Source organism: Pelodictyon luteolum DSM 273 (genome assembly GCF_000012485.1).
In the GTDB taxonomy this organism is placed as follows: Bacteria; Bacteroidota; Chlorobiia; order Chlorobiales; family Chlorobiaceae; genus Chlorobium; species Chlorobium luteolum.
Window position 1 is genome coordinate 1,142,897 of sequence record NC_007512.1, and the last position, 22,929, is coordinate 1,165,825.

General features: G+C 56.2%; 20 protein-coding genes. 13 read left to right on the forward strand and 7 right to left on the reverse strand.

Annotation, left to right across the window (positions count from 1 at the left end):
• Nucleotides 1–5: 5 nt before the first annotated feature.
• The gene (locus tag PLUT_RS05250) at nt 6–1,595 is read right to left on the reverse strand and encodes a CHAD domain-containing protein (protein WP_081423678.1); all 1,590 of its coding nucleotides are present in this window, start codon (nt 1,593–1,595) and stop codon (nt 6–8) included.
• Nucleotides 1,596–1,798: 203 nt separating this feature from the next.
• Between PLUT_RS05250 and PLUT_RS05255 the strand changes: the two genes are divergently transcribed.
• From PLUT_RS05255 to PLUT_RS05270, 4 genes are all read left to right on the forward strand, one after another.
• The gene (locus PLUT_RS05255) at nt 1,799–2,845 is read left to right on the forward strand and encodes a BMP family lipoprotein (protein WP_041463821.1); all 1,047 of its coding nucleotides are present in this window, start codon (nt 1,799–1,801) and stop codon (nt 2,843–2,845) included.
• A gap of 68 nt (nt 2,846–2,913) precedes the next feature.
• Entirely contained in the window at nt 2,914–3,909 is a 996-nt protein-coding gene (locus PLUT_RS05260; RefSeq protein WP_041464091.1) for an SDR family oxidoreductase, read from the forward strand.
• Nucleotides 3,910–3,971: 62 nt separating this feature from the next.
• Complete coding sequence (locus PLUT_RS05265) at nt 3,972–5,921, forward strand: DUF294 nucleotidyltransferase-like domain-containing protein (RefSeq protein ID WP_011357745.1); 1,950 nt, start codon at nt 3,972–3,974, stop codon at nt 5,919–5,921.
• A 1-nt stretch (nt 5,922) separates the two neighbouring features.
• On the forward strand, nt 5,923–6,612 hold the full coding sequence (locus tag PLUT_RS05270) for a 3'-5' exonuclease (RefSeq protein WP_041463822.1): 690 nt from the start codon (nt 5,923–5,925) through the stop codon (nt 6,610–6,612).
• A gap of 24 nt (nt 6,613–6,636) precedes the next feature.
• Here the strand turns inward: PLUT_RS05270 and PLUT_RS05275 are convergent, their stop codons facing one another.
• The 4 genes from PLUT_RS05275 to PLUT_RS05290 form a co-directional block, all read right to left on the reverse strand.
• Nucleotides 6,637–7,425 (reverse strand): class I SAM-dependent methyltransferase, encoded by a 789-nt coding sequence (locus PLUT_RS05275; RefSeq protein WP_011357747.1) that lies wholly within the window; start codon nt 7,423–7,425, stop codon nt 6,637–6,639.
• 131 nt (nt 7,426–7,556) lie between these two features.
• Entirely contained in the window at nt 7,557–7,751 is a 195-nt protein-coding gene (locus tag PLUT_RS05280) for a hypothetical protein (RefSeq protein ID WP_011357748.1), read from the reverse strand.
• 79 nt (nt 7,752–7,830) lie between these two features.
• Nucleotides 7,831–9,180 carry a dihydroorotase gene (locus PLUT_RS05285; protein WP_011357749.1) on the reverse strand — a complete coding sequence of 450 codons (1,350 nt, stop codon included), beginning with the start codon at nt 9,178–9,180 and terminating at the stop codon, nt 7,831–7,833.
• A gap of 17 nt (nt 9,181–9,197) precedes the next feature.
• Nucleotides 9,198–9,938, reverse strand: a complete 741-nt coding sequence (locus tag PLUT_RS05290; RefSeq protein ID WP_157858148.1) for a fumarylacetoacetate hydrolase family protein — start codon at nt 9,936–9,938, stop codon at nt 9,198–9,200.
• A gap of 177 nt (nt 9,939–10,115) precedes the next feature.
• On the opposite strand from PLUT_RS05290, the gene PLUT_RS12170 reads away from it, so the two are divergent.
• Genes PLUT_RS12170 through PLUT_RS05310 form a run of 4 tightly spaced genes read left to right on the forward strand, consistent with a single transcriptional unit; the run spans nt 10,116 to nt 14,010 of the window.
• Nucleotides 10,116–10,757 carry a 5-formyltetrahydrofolate cyclo-ligase gene (locus PLUT_RS12170; protein WP_011357751.1) on the forward strand — a complete coding sequence of 214 codons (642 nt, stop codon included), beginning with the start codon at nt 10,116–10,118 and terminating at the stop codon, nt 10,755–10,757.
• Complete coding sequence (gene ppk1, locus PLUT_RS05300) at nt 10,750–12,885, forward strand: polyphosphate kinase 1 (RefSeq protein ID WP_041463824.1); 2,136 nt, start codon at nt 10,750–10,752, stop codon at nt 12,883–12,885. The genes PLUT_RS12170 and ppk1 overlap by 8 nt, the downstream gene beginning before the upstream one ends.
• A gap of 7 nt (nt 12,886–12,892) precedes the next feature.
• Nucleotides 12,893–13,327 (forward strand): ribose 5-phosphate isomerase B, encoded by a 435-nt coding sequence (gene rpiB / locus PLUT_RS05305; RefSeq protein ID WP_011357753.1) that lies wholly within the window; start codon nt 12,893–12,895, stop codon nt 13,325–13,327.
• Nucleotides 13,318–14,010, forward strand: a complete 693-nt coding sequence (locus PLUT_RS05310) for a CBS domain-containing protein (RefSeq protein ID WP_011357754.1) — start codon at nt 13,318–13,320, stop codon at nt 14,008–14,010. The genes rpiB and PLUT_RS05310 overlap by 10 nt, the downstream gene beginning before the upstream one ends.
• 4 nt (nt 14,011–14,014) lie before the next feature.
• Here the strand turns inward: PLUT_RS05310 and PLUT_RS05315 are convergent, their stop codons facing one another.
• Nucleotides 14,015–14,752, reverse strand: a complete 738-nt coding sequence (locus tag PLUT_RS05315; protein ID WP_011357755.1) for a helix-turn-helix domain-containing protein — start codon at nt 14,750–14,752, stop codon at nt 14,015–14,017.
• 206 nt (nt 14,753–14,958) lie between these two features.
• Here PLUT_RS05315 and PLUT_RS05320 point away from each other — a divergent pair, with 206 nt between their 5' ends.
• A complete protein-coding gene (locus tag PLUT_RS05320; RefSeq protein WP_011357756.1) occupies nt 14,959–16,182 on the forward strand; it encodes a M20 metallopeptidase family protein in 1,224 nt (407 codons plus the stop codon).
• 95 nt (nt 16,183–16,277) lie between these two features.
• On the opposite strand, the gene PLUT_RS05325 is transcribed toward PLUT_RS05320, so the two are convergent.
• Nucleotides 16,278–17,252, reverse strand: coding sequence for a class II fructose-bisphosphate aldolase (locus PLUT_RS05325; protein ID WP_011357757.1), 975 nt, complete (start codon nt 17,250–17,252; stop codon nt 16,278–16,280).
• A 166-nt stretch (nt 17,253–17,418) separates the two neighbouring features.
• On the opposite strand from PLUT_RS05325, the gene PLUT_RS05330 reads away from it, so the two are divergent.
• From PLUT_RS05330 to PLUT_RS05345, 4 genes are all read left to right on the forward strand, one after another.
• Nucleotides 17,419–19,542, forward strand: coding sequence for a carboxy terminal-processing peptidase (locus PLUT_RS05330; protein ID WP_011357758.1), 2,124 nt, complete (start codon nt 17,419–17,421; stop codon nt 19,540–19,542).
• Between the two features lie 158 nt (nt 19,543–19,700).
• The gene (locus PLUT_RS05335) at nt 19,701–19,973 is read left to right on the forward strand and encodes an RNA recognition motif domain-containing protein (RefSeq protein WP_011357759.1); all 273 of its coding nucleotides are present in this window, start codon (nt 19,701–19,703) and stop codon (nt 19,971–19,973) included.
• A 79-nt stretch (nt 19,974–20,052) separates the two neighbouring features.
• Entirely contained in the window at nt 20,053–22,101 is a 2,049-nt protein-coding gene (locus tag PLUT_RS05340) for a sensor histidine kinase (protein WP_011357760.1), read from the forward strand.
• A gap of 58 nt (nt 22,102–22,159) precedes the next feature.
• On the forward strand, nt 22,160–22,879 hold the full coding sequence (locus PLUT_RS05345) for a response regulator transcription factor (protein ID WP_011357761.1): 720 nt from the start codon (nt 22,160–22,162) through the stop codon (nt 22,877–22,879).
• Nucleotides 22,880–22,929 lie beyond the last annotated feature (50 nt).

A 22,929-nucleotide genomic window follows, 5' to 3' on the forward strand; every position in this document is an offset into this window, starting at 1 on the left:
CCGGCTTAACCGGTTGTGAGTTGTTCAAAGAGTTCTGTGGTCCTGTCGTCCTGGAACCGTGAAAATGCCTTGTGGAACTCCTTGCGGGCCTGTTCCTGCCGTTCATGCAGTACGGCCATGAGTCCTCCGAGTGCAGCCGCCAGCTGGACATCGTTCCGGCCTGTTACGGCCGTTTCGAGCTGTTCACTGAGGAATGCCAGCTGCACGGAGCAGTCGACGAAGCTGCCGAGATTGTCCTGCAGCCCTTTGAGATGGCGGATGGCCGGCGTGATTGTTTTTGGCGGGTAGAGGGAGATGAAGAACTCCAGAAGGTAGCGCAGCTTCTTGCAGTCGATACGCATGGCATGCAGTTCGTCATCAGTGGTCTCGCGACTGACCATGCGCCCGTGGCGGATGAGCTTTTTCCAGGATTTGCGGATGGTCCTGCGCGCTACGGTGATTGTCGGGAGGGACGCATTGGGCGCCGGCAGGGGATCGGGGGTTGCCGAATCGGTGATGAAGGCGTTCCACAGGTTGAGGAGCGCAACGTATTCGGGTGAGTCGAGATAGCTGCTGAATGAGCGCTGCAGAACTTTCCGGCGGCGGCTGAGCGCGGCAAAAAAGGTGTCGAGACCGGGATGGAGGGCTTCCGGGAGCCAGGAGCGGAACTGCTCTTTTTCAAGAAGATAGACGTCAAGGTCGCGAAGCGGGCCTGTTTTTGCGGCAACCGCCTTCAGGGCTTTCGAGGCGGGGAGTGCGGTTTCGGGGGGGAAGACCCCCTTGAGCTGTGCCAGTATTGAGCGGGCTCTGCGTATGGCGACCCGGTAGTCGTGGAGGAATTCGGTGTCGATGGACTTTCTGATGCCATCCTCATTCAAGCGCATGATGGACGTGGTGAACCGGAGAAGGCTTAGGGCGCTCAGCTGCACCGGGGCTTCGGGGTCCAGCTGGAGTGCGATTTTTGAGCTGTAGCCTCCGACCTGAAAGCCGGCATCGGTCATTGCATCAATAAACAGCCGGCGAACACCGCGGCCGTCGCTGCAGTGGGCCTCCGGATCAAGCAATGCCGCGGCTTCAAGCATTTCCTCCTGATAGCCCCTCAGCGGGTTCAGCGAAATGAATGAGGCAGAAGGGACAATCTTTTCCGTTTGCACACCCCTCCAGCATTCCACATTCACCGTTCCCAGAGTTTTTTCCTCACGGTCGAGAAGCTTCCACGACCGGAGGCTTATATGCAGCGTTGTGAGCCTGCTGAAGGCCCGTATGGCGGAGGCCTCAAGGAGGCGCTTGCGCAGGGTTCCCTCAGGCAGATCGCCGGCAAAAAACGAGCAGGGGGCGGAGAAGCGCGCGGAATCTGCCGTGCGGCCGGATTCAAGGTCGTAAAGGTAAAGAACCTTCCCTACTGATGCGAGCGAGAATCCCTTGTCGAATGCCTGCCATTCAAAGGTGTCATAGTATGTACGGACTTCCTCCCGGAATAAGGATTCCCTCAGCCGGTATCCGTCCTGCAGGAACGCCTCCGTCATATGCGGTGCGGCTAAGGCGTCGACGGGGTTAAGGATGCGGAATTGCTGGTATCCTGGCATTCTCGGGATGATCATTACAGTGTTCCTCATAACAAGAGGATTGTACTATCAAATATAGGAACATCTCCGGGATGATCACCTTTTTTACACGAATGTAACCATTCCGGCTGCGTGAAAAAGCAGTCGGGAGCGGTCTATCTTTTTTCAAAAGAGCGGGATTTTGGTAACTTAACGTTTTCCTAATGAAAAGAGGCTCCCCGGGGCCCCCTGAATTCCATTCTACAGCATACGGGATGAAGTACTTCCACACGGTGTTCCTTCTCTGGGCGGTTCTGCTTGCAGGCTGCGCTCAAAATCCTTCCGGTACCGGAAGCGGTTCACCCAAGACCAGCGAAGGTCCCCTTCGGGTCGGACTGGTGTTCGATGTCGGCGGACGTGGAGACAGGGCATTCAACGATCTGGCATACAGCGGCCTTGAACAGGCGAAAAAAGAACTTGGAGTCGATTTCATCTATGTCGAACCCGGTGGAGAGGGGGGCGAGCGCGAGGCGGCTCTCCGCCAGATGGCCGATGATCCCGAAATCGGGATGGTCATCGGCGTCGGCCTTCTTTTCAGTGAAGACATTACGGCACTGGCCGGTGAGTATCCCTCAAAGAAATTCGCCTGTGTCGATTACATGCCGGTTAAAGGAGCGGCTCTTCCTTCCAACCTTTCCGGGATGACCTTTGAGGAGAAAAAGGGATCATTCCTTGCCGGCGCACTTGCCGGACTGATGACCCGCTCGAACACTGTCGGGTTCATCGGCGGGATGGATTCCGGCATCATCAGGAAGTTCGAGACAGGATTCAGGGAGGGAGTGCATTTCGTCAATCCCCGCGCAACCCTCATCTCCGGCTTCATCGGCATGACCGGCAGCGCGTTTGCCAATCCGGCAAAAGGCAGGGAGCTGGCTCTCGGCCAGTATGGCAGGGGAGCAGACATCATCTATCAGGCCGCCGGTGCCAGCGGCCTCGGCGTGCTTGAGGCCGCTGGCGAGACCGGCCGCCTGGTGATCTGTACGGACTGCGACCCTGAGACGCTGAAGGACAGCCGGATTCTCGGCAGCATGACGAAGGCGGTCGACCGGTCGGTATTCAGTACGGTTGCCTCCGCAGCAGACGGCTCGTTTGAAGGCGGCAGGGCAGTGGTGTACGGCCTTGATGATCGCTATACGGACCTTGTCTACAGTGTCTCTAACAAAGACCGCATTCCTCCCTCCGTGCTTGGACGGATCGAAGCGCTCAGAACAAAGATTCTTTCCGGAGAAATTGCCCTTGATGAAACCGCCGCCCTCCGGTAGCCGGACGGTTTCCTCCGGGCCGTCTGAAGCGGCCCGATGATCGTTAATTGATTGACAAGACTTACACGGTGAACAAAAAAATCCTGGTGACCGGAGCGACCGGTTTCATTGGATCACGCCTCGTGATCAAACTGGCCTCGACTGCAGATGATGTGGCGATTCTTGTCCGCAAAAGTTCCGACTTGAGCTCCCTTTCCGGGGTTCTCGACCGGATCCGCATCATCCACGGCGACATTACAGACAAAGCCTCTCTTCTGACGGCAATGCAGGGCATTGACCAGGTCTACCACTCCGCTGGCCTCACCTACATGGGGGACAGGAAGAACGACCTGCTCTACCGCATCAATGTTGATGGGACCCGGAACATCCTTGACGCGGCCATGGCGGCCGGTGTGAAACGGGTGGTGCACGTCAGTTCCATAACCGCCGTTGGAATCGCCGGAAAAAACAGGCCGGTTGACGAGACCACCCCATGGAATTTCGATGCCATCAGTCTCGAGTACGCACGTACCAAGCACCTTGGAGAGCTTGCCGTGGCCGAGGCCGTAAAAAAAGGTTTGGACTGCGTCATCGTCAACCCCGCATTCGTGTTCGGCGCCGGCGACATCAACTTCAACGCAGGGCGCATCATCAAGGATGTCTATAACCGCCGCCTGCCGTTCTATCCCCTTGGGGGGATCTGTGTCGTCGATGTCGACATCGTCGCCGAGACCATCATGGCCGCCATGGAGAAGGGACGGACCGGAGAACGCTACATCATCGGTGGTGACAATGTGACCTACCACCAGCTTGCCGACACCATCAGCAGGGTCACCGGAGCTCCCCGTGTGCGCTTCCCCCTTCCGTTCTTCCTTGCCAAGGTGCTCAAGTCGCTTCTTGACAGGAAAAAGGACCGCAACAGCATTTCGAAGCTTTTCAACATGTCCATGTTCCGGGTCGCTTCGGAATTTCTCTTCTATCGCTCCGACAAGGCCGCAAGGGAGCTTGGCATGCGCTATGCGCCGCATGAAGAGAGCATCCGGAGCGCGTTCGAGTGGTACCGCGACAGGAAGATGCTCGGCTAGCCGGATTGCTCTCTGCATTGCCTCTGTTTTGCGAACCTGACTCACCCGATAAAGAGAGTGCCATGCCTTCAAACACCATCGTCGAGCGGGTAGCCGCCGATCTTTCCAAATACCCTCCGTTCGACAAGCTCGCCCCCGAAGTACTCGGTGAGCTTGCCTCCGCGGTCAGCGTCAGCTACCATGAAGAGGGGGAGCTGCTGTTCAAAAAGGATGATCCCCTTAAAGGCGCCGCCTTCATGGTCATGAAAGGGGCTGTAAAGCTCTATGACCGCATTGACGGGGAGGAGGTGCTTGTCGACCTGTACGATGAGGGTGACGTGTTCGGCGTGCGCGCCATATTCGGCGGCCATGGTTACCTGCTCTATGCACAGGTTGCTGAAGAGAGCCTCATCTATGATATTCCCGTCGGGAAAATAAAAGAGCTCATTGCCGCCGATGCCGGCGTGTCGATGTTTTTTGCCGGCGAGTTTGCCAAAAGCGTTCAGGAAATCGAGCGGACGCTCTCCTCTGCATTCTCCCTTCGCCGCCAGGGGGCGCCAGGCCCCTCCTGCAGCAGTTTTCTCGAGCATGAGACCCTCGAAGTCAAGCCTGTCGTCAACGTCGTAACCTGCCCGGAAGACATCAGCGTGCGGGAGGCGGCCGTCATCATGGCTGAATGCAACATCGGCTCCATCCTTGTCGTTTCCCCGGAAGGGCACCCCCGGGGCATCATCACCGACACCGATCTCCGCAAAAAGGTCGTAGCCGTGTCAGGGCCCGTCAACGAGCGGCCGGTACGCGATATCATGAGCAGCCCCGTCTACACAATCACGGGAGGCAAGACCGTTGCCGATATGGTGATGCTGATGGTGAAGACGAAGCTCCGCCACTTCTGCATCACTCTTGACGGCACCATCGACACCCCGGTCCGGGGGATCATATCCGAGCATGACATCATAACCTCCGAAGGCAACAACCCGGCAGTCATCATGAAGGAGATCATGGCGGCTGAGGGTGTGGAACAGTTCAAAGCCGAGCGCGACAAGGCCGAAAACCTCCTCGGAACGTACATGAGCCAGAACGTCGCGGTTCATTTCATGACGAGCATCATCACCGAAATCAACGACGCCATCATTACCCGCGCAATCCGCACGACGATTGCCGCCCTGCAGGCTGAAGGGCGCCCGCTCCCTTCAGTGCCGTTCTCCTGGCTCTCGCTTGGCAGTGAAGGCCGCAAGGAGCAGCTCCTGAGGACCGACCAGGACAACGCACTCCTGTATGCAGATCCCGAAGAGTCAGAACGGGAGTCGGTCCGTGAGTTTTTCCTGGAGCTCGCCAGAAGGGTGACCGGTATGCTGGAGGGTGCGGGATTCGTCCGCTGCCCGGCCGAAGTCATGGCTTCAAATCCGAAATGGTGCCTGCCGCTCACTGAATGGAAAAGCTGTTTCAGGCGGTGGATTGAAACGCCGGAGCCGAAAGCGGTGATGCACTCCACAATCTTTTTTGATTTCAGGCCGGTATACGGTGATGGTGCGCTGGCAGGGGAGCTGAAACGGGACGTGTTCGAAAGCATTGCCAGAGGGCGTGGCTTTCTTGAGTTCTTTGCCAAAAACGCCCTGCAGAACCCTCCGCCGCTCGGGTTTTTCCGGAACTTCATGGTGGAGAAAAGCCGCGACCACGCCAATGAGTTCGACATCAAATCCCGGGCGATGATGCCGCTGGCCGATGCCGCACGCGTGCTCAGCTATCAGCTCAGGATCCCCGAGTATTTCAGCACTGTCGAGCGCTTCCGACGTATCGGCGAGCTCGAGCCGGCCCTCTCCGGGCTCTGTCTTGAAGCAGCTGCCGCCTATGAGTTCCTGATGAAGCTGCGCGCCCTCAACGGCCTTGAGCACTCGAGCTCCGGCCGCTACATCAAACCCGAAAGCCTCAACAAGCTTGACCGGCAGATGCTCCGCAATGTCTTCACTACCATCGGCGAGATCCAGCAAACCCTGAACCTGAGGTTCCAGCTTGACTATATCCGCGACTGACATGCTGCTTCTCCAGGCCGCCCTCTGGCGGTGCCGGAGCGGGAAACTTCCCGGAACAGTCTGCCGTTATCTGCAGTCGATGAAGGATCGTCCGAAGGGGAATACCCCCTTAGAATCAGTGCGCATGGTGGTGTTCGATACGGAGACGACAGGGTTCGACCTGAAGACGGACGGGGTCATCTCCATCGGTGCCGTGGCCATAAACGGGCTTTCGATCAACGTTGCCGACTCGTTCGAAGTTCTTGTCCGCCAGGACCGGGTCGGCCGCAGCGAGGCCGTTGCGGTTCACGGGCTCCTGAAAAAAGACATAGCTGGCGGGGCAGGTGAGGTTGAGGCTGCAGAAGCGTTCCTGGAGTACATCGGCTCATCGATCCTTGTCGCCCAGCATGCATCGTTTGATGTAGCCATGCTGAACAGGATTCTTTCCGAGACTTTCCGCATACGGCTTTTCAATGGTGTTGTCGATACCGCCAGCCTTGCCAAGCGTCTCGAAAAAGGGCCCTACTACAACCTTGCCCACAAAGCCGGCGAGTACCGTCTCGATCATCTCTGCCAGCGCTACGGCATCCGCCTCTACGACCGCCATACTGCCGCCGGTGACGCCTTCCTCACCGCACAGCTTCTCCAGCGGCTCCTTTCAAAGGGTCGCAGCGCGGGCATCACAACGGCAGGTCGCCTGCTCATGCAGTGAGGGCTATAGTTCTGGCCGTGCAGGTCAGTCTTTTCTGGAAAGAAGGATCAGTCGCAAAGAGTGGTCGGGGTCGAACGGTTCGCCATTGTAGCTGCCGGAGATGCTCTGGAGGTTGAGCCCCGCTTCGCTGAGCATTCCGGAGATGGTATCCGGCCGGAACAGCTGCACGGATTCAGTGAAGGATACGGTTTCACCCGAGTCGCTTGTAATTGTGATGTCCTTCCAGATCCGCCCGCCTTCGATTTTGCGCGATTCTTCAACCTCCAGATCCCCCGAGCGTCTTACCGAGTGCGGCACGAGGGTTCTTTCCAGATGCAGGGGGTTGATGAGGTCAAGTGCATACCATCCACCCGGAACAAGGGCCCTATGGACTGCCTTGAGCACCATGCGGTCGTCTTCGGGCGTATCGAAATACCCGAAACTGGTGAACAGCTGCACGACGAGGCCGTAAGCTGCCGTCTCGTCGATGCGGCGCATGTCACGGCAGGTGAAAAGGATGTCGAGCGACTGGTGCGCGGCTTCGATGCGGGCCTGTTCGAGGAGGTAAGGGGAGAGGTCGTTCGCCGTGACCCTGCATCCGAGTTTCCGGAGCTCCAGTGCGTGGCGACCTGCCCCGCAGGCGATGTCGAGCACATCAAGACCGGATGGTACGGCGCGTTCAAGCTCAGTCAGCCGCAGGATGGAGCGGACGCAGCGGGCGGCTTCATCCCTGTCCCTGTGGCTGTAGATCCTGAGGTAGAACGGATGGTTGAACCAGTCCTGAAACCATTCCCCCGATGGTGCTTTTCCTGACGGGGATGGATCTCTCTGCATATGCTGTTCTCGCTCTCTTGTGTGCCCCCCTCATCCAGAGAGAAGAGGGGGCGCAGGGAATGTAGGAAGTATCGGGGGGACGTGCGTCAAGAGGGGCCTTGAAAGCACCCTGCCGTGAGACGGGGAACCGCTTACTTTACGGAGTCGCTGATTGCCTTGGTGAGGATTGCCTGGTCGTTTTCTCCGTTGGGAATGCGGACATTCTTTTCAACGAACTTCCATGCATTGCGTTTTTCGGATTTCACGGAAAACACGAGCTTAGCTACCTTGAAATCGCTGGTGCCGCCTTTCTTGTTTTTATCGCCGAACGACTGTTTCTTTGCCATGGTTGGTGAGGTGGTTCTGTTTGTTGTCTAAAAAGAAAACGAAAGTAATAAAAATTAATACCATAACCAAGATCGGACTTCACCCTTCCGGGGCGTCAATTATGCCCCGGGCGCTTGCAGTAAGTCGGCCCTTGTGGAAGATTCCCATAGGGCGGCCTTTCAGCTGGCGGCCGATGAACGGGGTGTTGGCGGATTTGGAGCGGAGATGATCGGCAGATACGGTCCAGACGGCTTCAGGATCGATGAGGGTGAAGTTGGCTTTTTCCCCTTCGCGGATGCGGATGGGGGGGAGCCGCAGGATTCTTCTCGGATTGACCGACAGAAGTTCAATAGCCCGATGCATCGTGATGACTCCTTTCATCACCAGCTCCGTCATGGTGAGGCCCAGCGAGGTTTCCAGTCCGATGATGCCGAACGAAGCTTCGCCGGGGGGGCACTCCTTTTCGTGGAGGGCATGCGGCGCATGGTCGGTGGCAATGGCGTCCGCTGTGCCGTCGGCAAGGGCTTCCAGCACCGCGTCCCGGTTTTTCGGGGAGGTAAGCGGAGGCTTCATGATGAAGTTGCCTTTCTTTTCGGCCAGGTAGAGGTCCTGGTCGGTCAGGGTGAAGTGGTGCGGGGTGACCTCGCAGGTCACCTGCAGGCCGTCCCGCTTGGCTTCCCGGATCAGCTGGAGCGATGCTGCCGTGCTGACGTGGGCTGCGTGGTATCGGGGGCGGCAGAGCGGGTCGTGCAGCTTGTGCTCTTCGAGCCAGCGGAGCAGCATGAGGTCACGGGCAAGCATCATGGCCTCTGAGATGTCGGGGATTCCCTTGAGTCCGAGTTTCGACGACCACATTCCTTCATTCATGACTCCTCCCGTCGTCAGGGACCGGTCTTCACAGTGCTGGATGATGAGCATGTCGAAGTTGGAGGCGTATTCAAACGCCAGGCGCATCGACTGGCTTGCCTGGATGGCGGTGCCGTCATCCGAGACGGCCCTCACTCCGTAGGCTTTCAGGCTTCCGAACGCCGTGAGCTTCTCACCGCGGCTTCCTTCCGTCATGGAGGCAATCACCTCAAGGTCGACAGGGAGGTTCCCGGCATGGTAGCCGATGAAGGTGACCCCAAGAGGGCTGTCGATGACGGGCGTGGTGTTCGGCATCAGCGCCACTCCGGTGAATCCTCCGGCTGCGGCGGCGGCCGAGCCGCTCAGAAGCGTCTCCTTGTATTCCTGTCCGGGTTCGCGGAAATGGCAGTGCATGTCGAAAAGGCCGGGGGAGAGTATTTTACCCCTCATAGCAATGACTTTTTCTTCTGCATAAGGCTCAAGCGGGGTCTCTCCAATCGAGAGGGTCTCGATGACCCCGCTGTCGGATACCCTGATTGAGCCCCTGGCGTCAATGCCGTCAGAGGGGCTGATGATATGCGCCTCCTGAAAAACTATGCTCATGGATATGGGGTACGTGGTTATGGGTTCAGCTCTTCGGCCACTGTGGCTTCAAGAACGGCCAGCTCTTTCGTTCCGCCGGATGCATCAGGCATCGCAAGCGATGCCCGGAGGGTGTCTCCGGGGGAGACGGGCCCTACTCCTGCCGGCGTGCCGGTAAATATAAGGTCACCCCGACGCAGTCCGTAAAGATACGACAAATAGTGGACAAGAGCGGAAGGGGTATGGATCATTTCCCCGAGCGCCGCATGCTGGCACAAAACGCCGTTGCTGTGGAGTGTAATCGTCCAGTCGTCTGCCGGGAGGGCTTCGCTGAGGGGAACGAGGTCGGAAACGAGTGCGCTTCGGCGGAATCCCTTGCTTTTCAGCCACGGGTTGCCGGCTTTTTTTGCTTCAAGCTGCACATCGCGAAGCGTCATGTCGAGGCCTGCGCCGATTGCCGAGATGTATTCCATGGCGGTTTCTTCAGTACATCCGTCGGTGTCGCGCCCGACCAGGAGTACTATTTCAGCCTCGTAGTGCATCAAGCGTGAGAGTGGTCGGCCTTCGAAGTACGGCATCATGATCCTCGAGTCACCGGCAAGTGCTGTGCCAGGCTTCATGAAGATGATGGGCTCCGGTTCGGGGGTTTCCGTAGTTCCGGGGGTTGCGCCTTCCATCATGAGCATCTCAAGGGCGTGCAGGCGGTAGTTCTTTCCGACACAGAAGATCGAACGGGGAGCGAGCGGACGGCGTGCGATGAGGGTTGAGGAATCGCTCATGGTATCCATGCTGACTGTGTTGCAATTGTGTTAATTGGGTTCCGCTCTGTCCTGTTTCGGCTGTTCTGAGGGGCAGGGGAGGGGGGAAACCCTTTCGTTTTATTATCTTATTGTATGATAACCGAGGTATGATTCCAACAGTTTATTTCTCCTGATTTTTCTTTTACCGGGGGCGTGATGCCGCATCGACACAAGGCCGGAATACGTGCCTGCGCCATCAGGGCGCGAAAATCAATCCCCGCCACAGAGGCTCTGGCCATGAGCCGGGCTGCGGCACTCCGGGCATTGGCGGAGAGAGAGCTGAAGGGAGCCCGCGCGGTGCACCTCTACCTTCCGATGAAAGCGGCTGTGGAGATGGACACGGCTTCACTGGCCTGCGGTCTCGCTGCTATGGATATACCCCTCATGGTCCCGGTCATTGATTGCGGGAATGATTACCGGAATGAGGATGAGGAGGGGGGGCGACTGGTTTCGGTCGTGTACCGTCCCGGCATGCCGCTTGTGCGGTCCTGTTTCGGCAGCCCTGAGCCCCTGGAGCGCTCTTTGGGTGATGAATATATGATCGATGCCGTTGTCGTTCCACTGGTCGCCGTGGACCGGAGCGGGTATCGTCTCGGATACGGAAAAGGGTTTTATGACCGCTTTCTTGCGCGTCTCCAGCATATGGGCGTTCGCCCCTGCCGTATCGGGTTCGGGTTCAGCATGCAGCTTCATGACAGACTGCCGTGTGATCCATGGGACGAGCCGCTCGACCTTTTTGTTGATGAAAATGCCGTAACGAGATTTTATCCATACCAAGACAAAGCATGTCATGAGTGAAGAAATGCCAGATGCGATGCTTCCCCAAAGCCTGGAACGGCAAGCTGATTTCAAGGATGAGGACCTGTACGTAAACCGCGAGCTGAGCTGGATTTATTTCAATCAGAGAGTTCTCGAAGAGGCGGTGAACGCCGGCGCACATCCGCTTCTTGAACGGGTCAAATTCATTTCCATCTTCAGCTCCAACCTCGACGAATACTTCATGATCCGCGTGGCGGGAATAGAAGACCAGTATGAAGCCGGCATTCAGGACCGTACCATCGACGGATTCACCCCCATTGAGCAGCTCGACAGCATCCGCGAGATGGTCACCCGCCAGATCATCCAGCGCAACAACTGCTTTTACAACGACCTGCTTCCCGCAATGCAGAAGGAGGGTATCAGTTTCTTGTGCTTCAATGATCTCGACGCTTCCCGACAAGAGGCGCTGAGAGGGTATTTCCGCCAGGAGATCTATCCGGTGCTGACGCCGCTGGCGTTTGACACCGGCCACCCGTTTCCGTTCATGTCGAACCTTTCGCTCAATCTCGCCATAGAGCTTGAAGATGCAGAAACCGGCATGAAGCGGTTTGCAAGGGTGAAGGTGCCGAGCATCCTTCCGAGGATGCTTCCGTTCAGCAGCATCGACGGCCTTTGTTTCGATGACAGCACAACCCGGTTCATCTGGCTCGAGGATCTCATTCTCAACAACCTCGACATGCTCTTTCCGAAGATGCGGATCATCAAGTCCCATCTTTTCCGCCTGGTCCGCGATGCTGACATCGAAATCGAGGAGGACGAGGCAGGCGATCTGCTTGAGACAATCGAGCAGGGAATCCGTTCACGACGCTACGGCAAGGTTGTCCGGCTCGACATCAGTCCTGAAATGCCTGATTCGGTTCGCAAGCTCCTCATGAAGAACCTCCAGGTATCGGAGCGCAACGTCTATGCGATCGAAGGCATCCTCGGCCTCGGATGCCTGATCGAGCTGCTCCGCATAGAGCGCCCCGACCTCAAGGATGAGCCGTTTGTTCCGGCCAGCCCCATCGAAGAGCAGTACGGCCGGAACATTTTCGCAGCAATCCGGACCCGGGACCAGCTTCTCTGCCATCCATACGACTCGTTCCAGCCGGTTGTGGATTTCATCGCTCAGGCGGCAGCCGATCCCGACGTGCTCTCAATCAAACAGACCCTTTACCGCGTCGGCAGCAACTCGCCGATCGTCAAGGCCCTCATGAAGGCTGCCGAATCCGGCAAGCAGGTCGCCGTTCTCGTTGAGCTGAAAGCCCGTTTCGACGAGGAGAACAACATTGTCTGGGCAAGAGCGCTTGAAGATGTCGGAGCTCATGTCATCTACGGCCTGCCGGGCCTTAAAACACACGCCAAGCTGACCCTCATCGTGCGCCGCGAGTACCACAAACTGCAGCGCTACCTCCATCTCGGTACCGGCAATTACAACCCGGCGACAGGGAAAATCTATACCGACTACAGTCTCTTCACCTCAAACGACGAAATAGCCGACGATGTCGCTGAACTCTTCAACTCCCTGACCGGTTATTCAAGAAATACCGAGTACCGGAAGCTGATTGTTTCGCCAATCAGCACCCGCAGGCGCATCATTGAGATGATTGAGGGTGAGGTGGAGCTGCACAGGAGGAACGGGGGAGGGAGAATCATCATGAAAATGAACGCTCTTGTCGACGGCCGCATCATTCGTTCGCTCTACCGGGCATCGGGCGCCGGCGTGCGGATCGATCTCATAATCCGCGGAATATGCTGCCTCAAACCCGGCATTCCGGGCGTCAGCGAGAACATTTGTGTGAAAAGTGTCATCGGAAGATTTCTGGAACACAGTCGCGCGTATTATTTTGAGAACGGAGGCATTCCCGCAGTGTATCTTGGAAGTGCCGACCTTATGCCGAGAAATCTCGACCACCGGGTCGAAACGCTCTTTCCCGTACTGGATTCTTCCATCGCTGCAGATGTGAAGGCTGATCTGGAGCTGATCCTTGCCGACAACATGAAGTCCTGGCTGATGCAGCCGGACGGCACCTACACTCCTTTTGCGGGAGAAGGCGAGCCGGTCAACAGCCAGGCAGCGTTCCTGCACCGGTCCGCGAGGAAGAAGCCGCTTTTTAACCTCAAGTAGCAACATCATGAACATTGCAGTAGCAAGCGACCATGCCGGCGTCGAATTCAAGAAAGATATCGTAGCCTGGCTCGAGAGCCATGGCCATGCCTGCACGGACATGGGGCCGTACACGGAGGATTCGGTCGATTACCCCGACTATGCCCATAAAGTAGGGCACTCTGTGGCTTCCGGAGAGAGCGATCAGGGGATCCTGCTCTGCGGTACCGGCATCGGTGTTTCGATCTCGGCAAACAAGATTCCCGGCATCCGTGCGGCACTCTGCTGCCGCCCTGAGTTCGCAACCCTTGCACGTCAGCACAACGATGCCAATATTCTCTGCTTCTCGGCACGTTTCACAGACCTGGCCAGCATTCATGAAAGCCTCGACAACTGGTTTTCCGCTGATTTTGAAGGCGGACGGCACCAGCGCAGGGTTGATAAGATAGATCCATGCTCCTGAGCGACTGCATGGCGCACTGCCTTGAGAGGCACTATCCCGCTTTCGAGGACACGACGCAGGCCGACGTTGTTCTTGGCGTCCTGCGTCGTGAAGGACTCGAAGCCGTTCCGGTCCTTCGCGACAGGAAGTTCGTGGCGCTCGTCTCATACGCCGATTTCTACAGGATTCTTGAGAAAAAAGGTACGCTGGAGGGGTTGACGATGCGTAAGCTTGGCCTCAAGAAGGCACCGGCTGTTGCATCCGGTGATGACCTGTTCGTGTTCTTTTCCCGTCTGGGGAGCATTTCGGGGCCGGTCATCCCGGTGGTCGACGAGGGCGGGGTATTCGAAGGTGTCATCCGGAAGGACAGGCTGCTTGGAAGGGTTGCCGAGATCTTTCATCTCGGTGCCGAAGGTATGACGCTTGAGCTTGAAGTGCCGGCGTTCGGCATGAAGATTTCCGAAGTGGTCGATGCCATCGAGAAAAACGATGCCACGGTCCAGAGCTTCGGTTCCTATATCCCTTCGCCTGAAGGGGAAGGGATGGTGATCATCCTGCGGCTGATTGCCCAGGATCCTTTCCGGCTGGTCAAGAACCTCGAGAAGTATGGCTACGTGATCCGCTATGCCGCACCGCTCTCTGCCGTCACCGACGAGGACCTGAAAGAAAAGGCGCTTGAGTTCATCCGCTTCATGGACCTTTAGCGGCTTACCGGTACTGCCTTACTGCCGCGAGCACAACCCCCATGATCCTGAAGTCGCTGTCCGGAGGTACCGGAATAGGATGGTACTTCCTGTTTTCAGGTGCAAGCGCAACGGCTCCACCCGCACTGATGCAGAGTGTTTTCACCGTTACCTCAGAATTCAGGCTCGCAATCACCACCTGCCCGTCCCGTGCGGTTTCTCTTGCTTCGACAAGCAGGGTGTCGCCTGGCATGATGCCGATATCCATCATGCTGTCTCCGCTGACGGTAAGGGCATAGATGTTTTTCTTGCCTTTGGTCCATGACCGGGGGAAATCAACAGAGCACTCCACCTCGTCGGCTGCGGCTGCAGGCATGCCTGCCGGAACGGCGCTGCTGTAGAGCGGGACCTGGACGACAGCTTCATCCTCCCCGGTCTCTTCACGGTCTGTAGTGGCAGTCCCCATGATCCTGCCAACCCTCTCTTCGAGCAGAAGCAGGCGATGGGAGAGGTCATTTTCATCACGAGACTTTTCCGCCTTCTCCAGCATCTCTCCCTTGCCGGAAAGCACCCATTGATGTCTCACTGAAAAAGCGGCGCAGAGCGCCTGGACAACGCCGGCGCCGGTTCCGCCCTTTCCGTTTTCAAGTTCCGAGACCCTGTTTCCAGAAATCCCGATCTTTTCTCCGAACTCTTCCTGGGTCTCTCTGTAGTGGCGCCGGACGGCCCGTATTCTCTCTCCGAGTGCTGATGGCTGGTGCATATCGTCTCCTGTTTGTTATGAGGCCGCACAGTTGCCGGGTTCCGGCACTTCCTTAAAATCGTGAAATATTCCATAAATTCCGAACATCTTCTTTTGATCGTCCTCGTCGCTGCTGTTTTTGCATTGTGCGTGTTATTCGTACCTTTTATCACCAACGTGCGTCACCCTCCTGTGCCGCTGCACTGATTCAACAGAAATAACCCGTTATGACTCCTGATCGTACGTCCGGCCTTTCCATGAGGATCCGGGAACAGGCCGAAGCTGTTTTTCCCGTCATCCAGGCCATCCGCCGGGATATCCATGCCCATCCGGAACTCTCGTATGAGGAGTTCCGCACCAGCGCAATCATCCATGAATATTTCAAGGCTCTTGGCATAGAGCCTGAACCGCAGTTTCTGGAAACCGGGGTCGTCGCGCTGTTGCAGGGAAGGGCGGAGGGTCCGCTTATCGCGCTCCGTGCCGACATAGACGCCCTGCCGCTTTCGGAAGAAAATGCCTGCGCGTACAGCTCTCAGCATCCGGGCACCATGCATGCATGCGGCCACGACATGCACACCGCCATGCTGCTTGGCGCAGCATCCATTCTCGCCGGCATGCGTGATGAACTTTCAGGCAGCGTACTCTTCATATTCCAGCCTGCAGAGGAAAAAGCGCCGGGCGGTGCCAGGCCACTCATTGAAGCCGGTCTCTTCAAGCGCTTCAACCCTTCTGCCGTCATCGGCCAGCATTGCTTCCCGAATGTTCCGTCCGGGAAGGTCGCCCTCTGCAGGGGCAGCTTCATGGCTGCCGCCGATGAGCTTTATTTTACGGTATCGGGGCAGGGCGGCCACGCATCAGCACCGCACAAGGCGTCGGACCCGGTGCTTGCCGCAGCCCATATCATCACGGCCGCCCAGCATCTGGTCAGCAGGGTAGCGCCTCCGCATGAGCCTGCTGTTGTGTCAATCTCTTCAATCCAGGGCGGACATGCTCCGAACGTCATCCCCTCGAAGGTCGTGATGAGCGGCACCATGAGGACGATGAACGAGGATCTGCGCAGGCTCCTGCATGAAAAACTGCACGAGACCGTACGCCATGTCGGCGAAGGGCTTGGTGTTGAGGCAGAAGTCGAAATACGGCAGGGCTATCCGGTGCTGTACAATGATCCGGAAATCACCCGCCATGCGGCGATCGCCTGTTCGGAATATCTCGGAAGGGAGAACGTCATCGACAGCGAGCCGCTCATGACGGCTGAGGATTTCGCATACTACCTGCAGGAGAAACCCGGTACGTTCTGGCAGATCGGTACAGGCCTTCCGGAGCAGGACCGATCCAACATGCTGCACTCTCCGACTTTTGACCCTGACGAAAACGCCCTGTCCACAGGAGCAGGGCTTCTGGCCTACTCGGCAATCCGCTTCATGGATTACTTTGCAGGAGAAAAGGGCTGAGGCGGGGAACCCGACCTGCCGCATGGCAGACCATAATGAAAAAAGGCGCCCTTCTGGAGCGCCTTTTTCTTTATGGACCGGTTGAGAGCTTCGCCTCAGGCCTTACCGTTGGATCCCAGCACGTTGATGATCTTGTGCATGTAGAGCTGCTTCAGGGAGTCGCGGGCAGGACCGAGGTATTTGCGGGGATCGAACTCCTCGGGCTTTTCGTCAAACACCTTGCGGACCGCTGCGGTCATTGCCAGGCGGCCGTCCGAATCGATGTTGATCTTGCAGACTGCCGATTTTGCGGCAAGGCGAAGCTGGTCCTCGCCGATGCCGATGGCATCCTTGAGCCGTCCACCATGCTCGTTGATGGTTTTCACCAGTTCCTGGGGAACCGATGAGGCACCGTGCAGAACGATGGGGAAGCCGGGAATGCGCTTTTCGATCTCTTCTAGGATGTCGAGGCGGATCTTGGGATCTTCGCCGGGTTTGAACTTGAATGCGCCGTGCGAGGTTCCAATCGAGATGGCGAGACTGTCGACGCCGGTCTTGGCAACGAAGTCCTCAACCTCTTCAGGCTGGGTGTAGGTATGGGCGGCGTGGGAGACTTCATCCTCGATGCCGGCAAGGACGCCGAGCTCGCCTTCAACCGTCACATCAAACTGGTGTGCGTACTCGACAACTTTTTTCGTCAGTGCGACGTTCTCTTCATACGGGAGGTGTGAACCATCGATCATGACGGAGGAAAAGCCCGACTCGATGCAGTCCTTGCAGAGTTCGAAGCTGTCGCCGTGATCGAGGTGAAGCACGATGGGGATGGGGCTTCCAAGCTCTTCGGCATACGCTACCGCACCCTGGGCAAGAAAGCGCAGGAGGGTTTCGTTGGCATAGCTCCTGGCACCTTTTGAGACCTGGAGGATGACGGGGGACTTGGTCTCGGCACAGGCCATGATGATAGCCTGCAGCTGCTCGAGGTTGTTGAAATTGTAGGCCGGAATGGCGTAGCCGCCGGAGACCGCCTTCTGGAAAAGCTCCCTGCTGTTGCAGAGGCCCAATGATTTATAACTAACTGCTTGCTTTTGCATTGAATGCGCTCCCTTTTGTATTATTATGTGCGTAAATACCGGTATTCTCCTGCCTGTATCGTACCTGAGGTTTTTTTCAGGCTGACGCAATATAATAATTTGTCTTTCATTACCGATTCACTGCTGCAAGAGCAGCTTAACACTTAAGACCATTTCATACCCGACGATGTTCCGAAAAATCCTCCCGATCTTCATTGTTGCAGTTCTTGCAGGCCTTTCGCCTCTCTTTGCAAACAATGTGAAAACTCCTGTAAAGAAAGCACCGGCACCGGCCGTGCTTCGGGCCACTCCCGCCCAGGAGGAGGCCGCGAGGTATATCAGCCAGTACCTGCTGGAAAACCATTACCGCAAGGTGGCGGTCGGCGATTCGCTTTCCCGGGAGGTTTTTTCAAGATACATGGACAACCTTGACGGCAGCCGTAGCTATTTTATGGCCGGAGAGGTCGAGCATCTCCGCAATGCATACGGCAATCGCATAGACGACGATTTTCTCTCTGGCAAACCTACATCAGGTTTTGCGATCTACAACCGCTTCCTGAAGCGTGCATATGAGAAAATGCGCTACATGAGGGCAGCGGCCGATACCGTCAAGTTCAATTTTGCCGCACCTGAAACCCTCGCCGTGCAGCGCAAGGACGATCCGTGGCCCCGCACCCGCGGTGAACTCACTTCACTCTGGCGCAAAGAGCTGAAATACCAGTGGCTCAACCTGAAATACTCCGGGGAAAGCCCAAAGACCATCCGCACGACGCTCGCCAAAAGCTTCACGAGCAGGATGAACCTTCTTCGCAGACAGAAGCCGGAAGATGCGTTCCATGCCTATACCTATGCATTGACAACATCGTTCGACCCGCATACGGACTACTTCTCACCGGATGAGTACGAGAACTTCCAGATTGATATGAGCCGCTCGCTGGAGGGTATAGGAGCAAAGCTGCAGACAGAAAGCGAATACACCATTGTCAACGAGGTCATTCCCGGTGGGCCCGCCTACAGGAGCAACCTGCTCAAGAAAGGTGACAAGATCATCGGCGTCGGGCAGGGTCGTATTACGGAAATCGTCGATGTTGTCGGCTGGCGCATCAATGACGTCGTCAAGCTCATAAGGGGCAAGAAGGGAACGGTTGTCCGCATCAAGATCCTTCCTGCAAGCCAGGCCGGCAGGGGACCGGCCAAGGTCATTATGCTGACACGTGACAAGGTTGATCTGGAGGAGCAGGCTGCACACAAGACCATCATCCAGCAGAACGGAAAGAAGATCGGTGTCATCACCATACCTTCGTTCTACCTTGATTTTGAAGCGCAGAAGCAGAATGACGGATCCTACAACAGCACGAGCCGTGACGTCGCCCGCATACTTGGAGAACTTTCGGCTGCCGCGGTCGACGGCGTGGTGATCGATCTTCGCGACAACGGAGGCGGCTCCCTGGAGGAAGCCGTCAATGTGACCGGGCTGTTCATCACCACGGGGCCTGTCGTCCAAATCAGCAATTCAACCGGAGGAAAGATGGTCCTGCGCGACGAGGACCGCCAGATGGCCTATCCCGGGCCGCTTGTCGTGCTCGTTAACCGTTACAGCGCCTCGGCTTCGGAGATCTTTGCCGCAGCCATCCAGGACTACGGCAGGGGAGTCGTCGTCGGAGAACGGACGTTTGGAAAAGGTACCGTCCAGAGCATCATCAACCTCCAGCGGCCGTACTCGCTTTTCCCTCGTCAGCCGAACCTCGGCCAGATGAAACTGACGATCGCGAAGTTCTACAGGATTTCGGGCGAGAGCACCCAGCACAAGGGCGTTGTGCCGGACATCACCATCCCCTCCCTGATTGATGCCTCGGCCATCGGTGAGGACACCTACACCAGCAGCCTTCCATGGAGCACGGTTACACGGACCCTCTACCGTCCTGTCGACGACGTGATGGCTCCGGACATACTTCTGCTCCGCCAGAAGTTCCAGTCCCGGGCTCTCGCTAACAGGCGCTATCAGAGCTATCTCTCGGATCTTGCGACCCTGAACCGCATACGGAAGAAAAAGTCGGTATCCTTGAAGGAGTCGACGTTCAGGGTAGAGACGGAAAAGATCAAGCAGATCGAGAAACTCTGGGCGACGGACGGCGGGGAGGAGCAGGACGCGAAGAAAGCCCCGCAGCCACCACTCAAACAGACCGATGTAGTACTCAATGAGGCGGCGGCAATCACCACCGACCTTGCCGTACTTGAAGCAGCCAAAAGCCAGACCATCGTCCGGAGGGCGGCTGTGGTTCCGGCAGGAGTTCTTTTACTGAAGAAATAATCCGCTGAGGAAATTTTCTTCTTGTAAACCACCGTTAATAAAGGTAAACTCCATACATAAATCAGCCAATGGTTGGCTGATCGCGCTATCAAGTAATTGGTGCTTTGGTTACTTGCCTGCTCTCTTTTTATCAATGCACGCGTATACTGAGACTGATAATGAACATTTATGTTGGCAATCTGCCTTACACCATTTCCGAAGATGACCTTCGTGACGCTTTCTCCGAGTTTGGAGAAGTAGCAAGCGCAAACATCATCACTGACAAATTCTCCGGCCGCTCCAAGGGCTTCGGTTTTGTCGAGATGCCTGATGACGATGCAGCTCGCGAAGCCATTGAGTCCATGCACAACAAGGACTTCAAGGGCCGTTCCATCATGGTCAACGAGGCTAAGCCCCGCGAAGAACGAGCTCCCCGCCGCGATCGTTACTGATCCCTGCTGAATAGCAAAAGCTTCCAGGCCGGACAGGATCTTTTTCCTGCCCGGCTTTTTTTTTTGCGTATATTTACGCATGATCTCCCTCTCCAAATCCATCCGATGGCTTTTCTGCCTTCTTTTGACCCTTGCCGCAGCTTTTCCGGCACCAGCGATCAGCGCTGCCGCTGCTGAACCTCTTGCTCTCGGATCCAGCGAATTTTATTACCTCGCAGGCCATATGGAAGTGCTGAAGGATCCATCTCGAAGCATGGATTTCAAGAAAGCCCTTGAAGCATACGGTCGAGGTGAGTTCCTTCCTCTGCCTGGTACACTAAACGCTGGCTATGGTCGAAATGCCTACTGGATACATTTCACTCTCAAGCGGGGAGTGGCGTTCCCTGAAAAATCGATGCTAAGCCTTTCACCAAGTTACACGAACAGCGTCAAGGTTTATGTCCAGCGTCAAGGCCGATCTCCGCTTCTTCCGTCCTCCTTCAGTCCCGTCCTGCTCGGCAGTGACGTGCCCGTCGCCGAGCGCCCGGTGCTGAATCCCAATTTTGTCATCCCGCTGGACCTTCAGGCTGACGAACCAGTGGAAGTGTTCGTGAGGGTATACTCGAAAGGCTCAATCAGTCTGACGGGGCAGGTCGCCACCTATGGGAGCCTCAGGAACAGCACCTATTACAGTATCATGATACAGTTCGGTTACCTCGGCATCGCTGCGGTCCTCTGCGTCATGAACCTTATTTTTTTCTTTGCCATCAGGGATCGACTGTTACTGTATCTCGTTCTCTATGTCTTTACAGTTCTTGTCAACAATCTTGCCGTATCGGGGATGAGCACCCTCTTATTCCCGAACCATGCGCATCTCATCTCCGACTACATGGTATATATGGGAATCGGTGCGCAGGTGCTTGTCTTTTCTGAATTCAGCTACCACCTTTTCCATGATTTCGCCGGTCTTTGGCTGCTTCGTTACATTCGATTTATGTCAGTTGTTGGTGTACTGACTATTATTTCTGTTTCACTGGGATTCTATGCGTCAGTAGTGCCTTTCGCCCTTATCGGCATCATTATTCTCATTACTATGCTGCTTCTGACCAGCAAAAAGCTTTTGGTCAGCATGCCGCAGAGCGGCATTTTCATCACCGTAGCGTTCGGAATCAGTATGCTGGGGTATTTCTTCCAGATCTTCCGTCTCATCGGCATCATTCCCCTTGAGCCGGGATGGGAGATCAATATGGTTGAACCCGCCACATTGGTCCATATGGTTCTGATTTCCATCGCACTCTCCGAACGGTTCCGCATCACGGAGAGGCAGTTGGCTGATGCCTCGCGACTTTCTGAAAAAAGGGCTGTTGAAATAGCTGAGGACATGACTGGCGAACTGAGGGAAAATAAGGAGCGCCTGGAGGTGGCTTTGGCCGCAGAGCATCTGTCTGCCGAGCGGCAGAACCAGTTCCTCACAATGCTTTCCCATGAGTACCGTACACCTCTGGCCATCATCCAGGGCAATCTGGACATCCTGGCAATCAATTCGGAAAATGGTGGCGAAGAGGAGTCCCAGGAACTTCAGAAAATGCGCAGGGCAGTCGCCCGACTGGTCGATGTAATGGATGTGTCACTCATGCAGAACCGCATGCTGGACTTGCAGGTCGTCGGGACGTCAACAATAATATGCGCCGATGAATTCATCCGTCAGCAGGTGGATGCCGTCAGGTGGATGTGGCCAGAGCGAAGCTTCACCCTTCATTCCGAGCTTGTCGAGGAGAGCGTATTCGGCGAAGCGCCGTTGCTCAATACAGCGCTGTTCAACATTCTTGACAATGCCCAGAAGTACTCTCCCTGCGATACGGCCATTGAAATCCGGACATGGGCAGATGGTGATTTTGTCATGATCTCCGTATCAAACGGGATTGCAGGTATCTCAATCGGCGATTCGGAGTCGCTGTTCGACAAATACCGAAGAGGAGCATGTAGTCATGATACCTCAGGGGCCGGTGTCGGGTTGTGGCTTGTCCGCAAGATCATAGAGGAGCATGGTGGCACGGTTAAGATGAACTCGGCCGCTCATGGCCGGATAAGCGTCGGACTCGCCATACCCGTCGAACGGGGAGAGACCCCGTATTGTCAGAAAAAGTAGGAATGGCAAAACACGGGTTCTGTTTAGAATGAAAAGAGCATCCTAACACAATCGAACCATGATAAAGTTCAGCTCAAAGTCTCGGCGGGTCATCATCGTCGAAGACGACCACGATTTGCGTGAAAGCATCATCAAATACCTTAAGCTAAAGGGGTTTGATGTTGTCGGGGTCGGAACCGCCCTCAACTTCTATGCTGAAGTGGCAGCAAGCGCCTATGCCGTTGCGATACTTGATCTCGCCCTGCCGGATCAGGACGGTCTGGTTATCGCCAAGTTTATACGCGCGAACAGCCGTATGCGGATTCTCATGCTCACGGCAAGAATGACGCTTGACGATAGACTTGCAGGCTACGAGTCAGGGGCCGACATCTATCTCGTCAAACCGGTCGATTTCCGTGAACTGGCTGCATCGCTTGAGAGTCTATTCGGACGCATTGGCGAAGACGTTCACGAGGCTAGTGTAGAACATGCTTGCGGGCCTGAACGTTGGCTGTTGAGCAAAGAGCGTTGGCTGCTACTCTGCCCTGATGGGAATTCCGTAAAGTTGACGGCAAAGGAATACCTCTTCCTCAGCTGTCTGGCTGAATTTCCGGGCCTGGTTATATCCAGGGCCGATCTGCTTTCCTCTCTTGGTTACCCCCACACGGAGTCCTCCAACCGCTCCCTCGAGTCTCTCGTCTACCGGATGCGCAAAAAAGTGTCGCCGACCCTTGATACCCCAATCAAGGCCGTAAGCGGCGAAGGCTATACCTTCTGCTCGCCGATTGCATTCGATTAATGGACCTCTCTCCAGCTGTCAGAAAATATCAGTATACGTTTGTTGATTCG